This is a genomic window from Paenibacillus sp. 01T422 (assembly GCF_056398785.1).
The window spans coordinates 1-5115 of sequence record NZ_JBFTQB010000438.1 but is presented as its reverse complement, the minus strand read 5'-3'; the positions used below and the strand labels follow the sequence as shown (position 1 = coordinate 5115).

Genomic DNA, 5115 nt, shown 5'->3' with positions numbered 1-5115 from the left:
TTGTTATCCGCTGCCGCGGCGTTAGGAACCAACGGCATCATTGGTGCCATCTATCATCGGGATCGCCCCTTTGTTGCTCACCAGGTAATTCAATTAGTAAAACACGAAGCATCCGCCTCTTTTCCAAGCAATCACGCGGCAGCCGCTTTTGCTGTCGCAGCGTCGATATGGCTTTGGAGACGAAAAGATGGCTGGGTTTGGTTTGTACTTGCTGCACTCATCGGATTTTCCCGAATCTGGTCTGGTATTCATTATCCAACAGATATCATTGGAGGAGCTATAATAGGGATTCTCATCGCAGTCTTGATTGGCAAGCTAATGCGTTGGAAATGGTTGAAATGGTTGTCGGAAGCCTTGATACGCATTTATGAGACAATCGAACACAAGGTGTGGAAGCCTTAAAAGGATAAGACAGCGTAAAAAAAGCAAAAACTCAAGTCGTCTACGGAGTCATCCAGTGACGGCTTTTCAATTTATTGCTAGCTGCTTTTGGTTATTTCTGATCGTATCGACGTAATAAAATATTAAGAAATAGTTTGAAATGCTTTCAAGACTTAGACTAATACTTTTATATAATGAACACATTAGGGGGCGGAATTCATTAGTAAATTCTATGTAATTCCTTTTTTGATTCTTTTAGGCCTTGTTCTTATCCTGTATCAACTCTTAATTATAGGACATAACTCTACGTTTTTAAAAATCCTTTTATCAGAGGTTGGCTCTATTTCATTATTTTTGGTTACAGTCTTACTCCTTCACAATATGAAAAATTAATTTATCAAATCCCATCCAAAAATTTTAATTTTAACGGCTGGTTATGGAAATGGGCACTTGCAGGCTTCACAGGCCTTACAAGAACAATCGAAAAGCAAGGTGCAAAACAAGTAAGCACTCTTGATCTTATAGGAATGCTCGTTACTTCAATACGATCTTTTGAAAAGCCTTTACTTATTTAATTGTTGTTGTAACTCCACTGTGGCAACATAATATTTATCAACTTTTGGGTGAATCCAACGGGTAGTCCAGACCCATTCTGGCCACTTGCGTTCCTGCTTGAGACTGTTGTCTGGATGAACGAGGGAGATTAATGCCATTCGATCTATATACATATTGGGTATAATGTTGCTTGCTGTAGAAGAAGCAGAAACTGTAGCAGCATGGGCAGATTGTGTAATTCCTCCTGTTAGAATTCCATAAGAAAATCGTGAGAGGAAATACCTTGAAATTTTCAAATGAAGAACCTTCAACATACGCTGTGAAATTTAGAAGTTTTCCATTTTCTCATCAAATTCTTATCTAGCACACATAGAACTCTTATAAAGTGTTGATATGCTGTATCTATGCGGTGAAGGAGGTTACAAAAATGATATTAGCTGAAAAACTAACCAAACGGTATGAGAACGGATTTACAGCTGTTAATGAGCTTCAACTTCATGTTAAACAAGGGGATATTTATGGTTTTCTCGGACCAAATGGAGCTGGGAAGACAACGACTATACGTATGTTAACAGGTCTCCTTACTCCAAGTGAGGGTAGTATCCACATTCAAGGAATGGATATTCGAGATCAAGTGTCTAAAATAAAACAACACATTGGTGTTTTGCCTGAATCGCATGGTTATTACGAATGGATGACAGGTATGGAGTATCTTTCCCTTTTTGCTGATCTATATGGCGTTAGGAAGGAGCTAAGAAAATCGCGAGTTTCTGAAGTTTTGGAATCAGTAGGCTTGTCCGATAAATCCCATATCTCAGTAGGTCAGTATTCCCGCGGTATGCGCCAACGACTTGGAATTGCTAAGGCTATTGTGCATGAACCATCTATTATTTTTTTGGACGAGCCTACGCTCGGGTTAGACCCCCAAGGTCAAAAGGATATTCAAACCATCATTCGAGATTTAAATCAGAGACAACAAATCACTATTTTTATTACCTCTCATTTATTGAAGGAGATTTCGGAAATATGCAATCGAGTTGCGATTGTGAATCATGGAAAACTTGTAGAAGAAGGAGAGTTATCTTCCTTACTTGATGGGTATCGTGAAATTTTAGGGAAAGAAAGCCCTACTTTAGAGGAAGTATTCTTTTTCCTTACAAATAAAGAATCCGTTAGGAGGGATCACATCTGATGATGGCATTGTTGCGAAAAGAGCTTAGGGAACATCTGCTGTCTCGAAAAGGACTATTTATATTTTTCATCATTTCCGTATTGTATAGTCTCTTGGCGTTTAGTTTTATTTCAGTAAAAGAGCTGAGCTTACTAGCCCAAGTTGAGGTTAATATGACTTTTCTGAAGTTGATGTTAGGCGTAAATAGTCTAGTCCTTATCATTTTAGGATCGACGATGATTTCTGGAGAAAAAGAGAAAGGCACACTTGAAAGTTTGCTTTTAACTCCCTTGTCTAAACTGAAAATAATGTTTACTAAGCTCATAGCAATTATTTTGTTTTGGATCGTTTTAATGATACTCTCACTGCCGTATATCATAGCTTTAACTGCTGGTACGAATCTTTTCCCGACTGTTTTGTTATATATCATTTGTAATGGAACTGTATTTATTATTAGTTTCTCCGCTCTTTCTCTTGCGATTTCGGCATGGCTATCTTCGACCAAGAACACCTTAATGTTCTCTATTATTTTGTTCGTCATAGCTGTTATTCCGATGTTTTTGTCCACTACAATGAAGAAGGTCGGCTTTGCTCATTTGGTTGATATCAGCAGCCCTGTGTCCTCGAGTATGTTAGCCATGAAAGATGTCCTGGTGAACAAAGTTGGTTTCGGGACTTTGGCCATGGATGGCCTGCCCGTTTACATCTTTTTTTGTATCGTGTTTTTTGTATTTATTAGCGCAAGCAAAAAAGTGAGTTTCTTGAGGGGGGAATAAAATGAGAATAAAAGCAGCCATTGTCATACTTTTTGTACTATGCTTAAGTTTACCACTTACTGTGAATGCTGCGGAAAAGCCAAACGTTGAAGTGGTTATCATTTCTCCCGATGGCGTCAAAGATTACCCTGGAACAGAAATGAARATAAAAGCTAAAATAACGAACCATTCCAATCGAACCATTGAAGATATGATGGCTTACATTACGATGGCTGACCTTAACAAACATTGGACTGTCAATCTTGAAGATTATAGCGCGGATCAACCCATGTCGATCGGAACGCTATCACCCAATGAAACGAAAGAAGTATCCCTACCTATAAGGTTTGTGTATACGAGTCGTTATCATCTGTATGTGACAGCAACAAGCACCAGAGAGCCTTGGATATATTCAAGTTCATCGATTCCTATTGAGATTATGGGAAACACTAAAATCGATCCTTTGTTTGTACAAATTGTATCGATCGGAGAGCCTGTCATACTTCTTGGAGGCTTGATTACGCTAGTGATCCGAAGGAGAATGAAGACAAAATGACATCCGTTATTAAGCAGCCTGTTTCGTAAATGAAATAGGCTGTTTTGTTCATTTGATCATTCGCAAAGGCTATAATAGTAATAATACGACCATGTTGAAAAGGCGGGTTCTCATGAAGGGGAATATTCTGATTATTGAAGACGAAAGTAAAATTGCTAGGTTATTGGAGATGGAGCTTACCTATGAAGGATATAACGTAGGTTGTGCTATAACCGGGAGAGAGGGATTAGTGAAAGCTCTCTCAGGTTATTATGATGTGATTCTTTTAGATATTATGCTACCGGAGTTAAGCGGGTTGGAGGTACTGCGCCGACTGAGAGAGACAGACAAACACACATGTGTTATTTTACTAACGGCTCGGGACGCTACACCAGATAAAGTAAGCGGATTAGACATTGGGGCGAATGATTATATAACCAAACCTTTTGAGATTGAAGAAGTATTCGCGCGGATAAGGTCATGTCTTCGTAATCGGAAAATAAATACAGAAGTTGCTTCTCAGAAAGAAAGTACATCACTTGTCTTAGATAACCTAACCATAGATCCGATCACACGTGTTGTGGAACGTGAAGGTATAGAGATCGAACTGACACCTAAAGAGTTTGATCTCCTTCTATATTTGATCCAAAATCGGAATCAAGTCCTCAACCGAGAGCAAATTATAAATGGCGTATGGGGACATGATTTCATAGGAGAAACGAACGTCGTTGATGTTTATATTCGGTATGTGCGTAAAAAAATAGACTATCCTTTCAAAAATCAATTGATTCATACGTATCGTGGCGTTGGATATTGTATCAAGGAGAATAAAAAATGAGTATAAAACATAAGATTGCCGGTCTGGCTACTTTATGGCTTATAGGCATCTTAATTGCTGTAAATATTTCCATTTACTTCGCTTTTATTCATATAACAACGGATAATGAACGAGATAATTTAATAAATCGTGCGGAATCTTTGTTGAAAAAAGTACAGTTATCAGAAGCCATGCAAGGAAAGAATATGGATGTTCTTCAAAGTTTTCTTTTGGAGAATAACATGATTCGGTTACTTGATGGAACTGGCCATCAGCTCCAAGAGCTACATGGGGACGAGAGGCTTACTGCCATTGAAACGAAAAGCGTTCAAACGGAAGAAACAACGCTTTATCAGCTAGATAATGAGAAGGTACTGCTAGCAAGAGTTCCTGCTTATGCTGGAGGACAGTTCATAGGAACTTTGGAAATAGCAGAGAAAATGGATTCACTGGATGAGAATATAGGAATACTTATCTCCATTCTGATACTAACATCGCTCGGGGCTATTGGTGTAAGTGTGATCGGTGGCATTTGGCTGTCCAAGTGGATTTTACGACCGATCACAGCGATGGTACAAACCATGGAAGACATTGAGAAAAGCCTCGTTTTTCATAAAATCCCAATTCAAGACGGTGGCAAAGATGAACTCTATTCGTTGGCATCTACGTTCAACCGTATGATGGATCGGATTCAAGTTAGCTTTTTTCGGCAGCAACAGTTTGTGTATGATGCATCCCATGAACTCAAAACACCACTAACCATTATCGCAGGCTATGCTCGAATGCTGCAGAGATGGGGGTTACAGGATGTGGAAAAGGGGCGAGAAGCCGTTGCAAATATTTATACAGAAGCCGAAAGAATGAAACATTTAACTCAGCAATTATTGGACTTAGCTTCCTT

7 protein-coding genes are annotated in these 5115 nt (G+C 39.0%); 6 read left to right on the top strand and 1 reads right to left on the bottom strand.

Going from position 1 to position 5115, the window contains the following annotated elements:
* The coding region (locus tag AC1DUA_RS22380) for a phosphatase PAP2 family protein (RefSeq protein WP_477501878.1) at positions 1–402 on the top strand (402 nt) is incomplete at its 5' end.
* Between the two features lie 542 nt (positions 403–944).
* On the opposite strand, the gene AC1DUA_RS22375 is transcribed toward AC1DUA_RS22380, so the two are convergent.
* Positions 945–1232 (bottom strand): hypothetical protein, encoded by a 288-nt coding sequence (locus AC1DUA_RS22375; RefSeq protein WP_477501877.1) that lies wholly within the window; start codon positions 1230–1232, stop codon positions 945–947.
* Between the two features lie 131 nt (positions 1233–1363).
* Here AC1DUA_RS22375 and AC1DUA_RS22370 point away from each other — a divergent pair, with 131 nt between their 5' ends.
* From AC1DUA_RS22370 to AC1DUA_RS22350, 5 genes are all read left to right on the top strand, one after another.
* Complete coding sequence (locus AC1DUA_RS22370) at positions 1364–2128, top strand: ABC transporter ATP-binding protein (RefSeq protein ID WP_477501876.1); 765 nt, start codon at positions 1364–1366, stop codon at positions 2126–2128.
* Positions 2128–2883: an ABC transporter permease gene (locus AC1DUA_RS22365; protein WP_477501875.1), complete on the top strand. Its 756-nt coding sequence runs from the start codon at positions 2128–2130 to the stop codon at positions 2881–2883. The genes AC1DUA_RS22370 and AC1DUA_RS22365 overlap by 1 nt, the downstream gene beginning before the upstream one ends.
* Position 2884: 1 nt before the next feature.
* The gene (locus AC1DUA_RS22360) at positions 2885–3418 is read left to right on the top strand and encodes a hypothetical protein (protein ID WP_477501874.1); all 534 of its coding nucleotides are present in this window, start codon (positions 2885–2887) and stop codon (positions 3416–3418) included.
* A 112-nt stretch (positions 3419–3530) separates the two neighbouring features.
* Positions 3531–4235 (top strand): response regulator transcription factor, encoded by a 705-nt coding sequence (locus tag AC1DUA_RS22355; protein WP_477501873.1) that lies wholly within the window; start codon positions 3531–3533, stop codon positions 4233–4235.
* Positions 4232–5115 (top strand): histidine kinase dimerization/phospho-acceptor domain-containing protein (locus AC1DUA_RS22350; protein WP_477501872.1); only part of this gene is annotated, 884 nt, incomplete at its 3' end. The genes AC1DUA_RS22355 and AC1DUA_RS22350, both read left to right, overlap by 4 nt.

Excerpts from the sequence above, each read along its gene's own strand:
- AC1DUA_RS22370 (WP_477501876.1), top strand. The coding sequence starts at position 1,364 with ATGATATTAGCTGAAAAACTAACCAAACGGTATGAGAACGGATTTACA.
- AC1DUA_RS22365 (WP_477501875.1), top strand. The coding sequence starts at position 2,128 with ATGATGGCATTGTTGCGAAAAGAGCTTAGGGAACATCTGCTGTCTCGA.
- AC1DUA_RS22355 (WP_477501873.1), top strand. The coding sequence starts at position 3,531 with ATGAAGGGGAATATTCTGATTATTGAAGACGAAAGTAAAATTGCTAGG.